Origin of the sequence: Domibacillus sp. A3M-37, assembly GCF_024213455.1 — a bacterium.
Lineage (GTDB): Bacteria > Bacillota > Bacilli > Bacillales > Domibacillaceae > Domibacillus > Domibacillus tundrae.
Window position 1 is genome coordinate 1 of record NZ_JANAVL010000071.1, and the last position, 932, is coordinate 932.

Consider the following 932-nt stretch of genomic DNA (forward strand, 5'->3'; position numbering starts at 1 on the left):
TGATCTTACCCCCGTCAAGTAGACACCTTTAAAAAGCCTACATCGCCTTTCTCCGAAATTGAATTGGAGAAAGGTTCTTTAGTTTCTTTTGATATCTTGCGGTGTTATAAAACTTTATGTATTCATCTATCGCTTGCTCAACCTCAGAAGCCTGGCTAAATGTCAAAAGGTGAAAGCATTCAGCCTTTAAATGGCCAAAAAAGCTTTCGATACAGGCATTGTCAAGGCAATTTCCCTTTCGGGACATGCTGGCTCTCATTTGGTGCTTTGCTAGAAGGTGGTGATAAGCACGTGAGGTGTAGGTAACACCTTGATCGCTGTGAAGAAGAGTCCCCTTCACTTTCCGTTTTTGAATAGCTGCTTTCACAGTATCTCGCACGAGTTGAAAGTCATTGTACCGGCTTAGTTTATAAGACACTACTTCATTGTTATATAGATCAAAAATAACCGACAAATAAAGACGCTTTTGATTAAAGGGAAGGTAGGTAACGTCGGTTACCCATTTCTCATTTGGACGAGTGGCGCGAAATTCTCGATTTAAATGATTCCCTGATACCACACACGCTTCTTTTTTTCCATAAAAAATCCTCTTCTTGCGAATCCTTGCCTGGATCCCAAGCACCTTCATGAGTCTGTAGGTTCGTTTATCATTAATCGGCTTTTTAAGTATCTTTCTCAGCCAAACCGTCATTCTTCGGTAGCCAAAAATCCCCCGATATTGATGGAAGATCTCAACGATCTTCTTTTGCAGGACCTGGTTCTCTTCTTGTTTTTTAGAAAGGTTCTTTCCATTCTTGAGCCATTTATAATATCCACTTCTTGAGACTCCGGCAATTTCACAAAGAAGGGTAACCGAAAAACAAGCAGACATATCTTTAATAACTTGATATTCAAGAGCTTTCGTTCTTTTTCTTATCTCTCCTTTCCGGCTT

At 40.1% G+C, this 932-nt stretch carries 1 protein-coding gene; it reads right to left on the bottom strand.

What is annotated here, in order from left to right:
* Positions 1–37: 37 nt before the first annotated feature.
* Positions 38–932: IS3 family transposase (locus NLX67_RS22595; RefSeq protein WP_254313636.1), on the bottom strand; the 895-nt coding region annotated here is incomplete at its 5' end.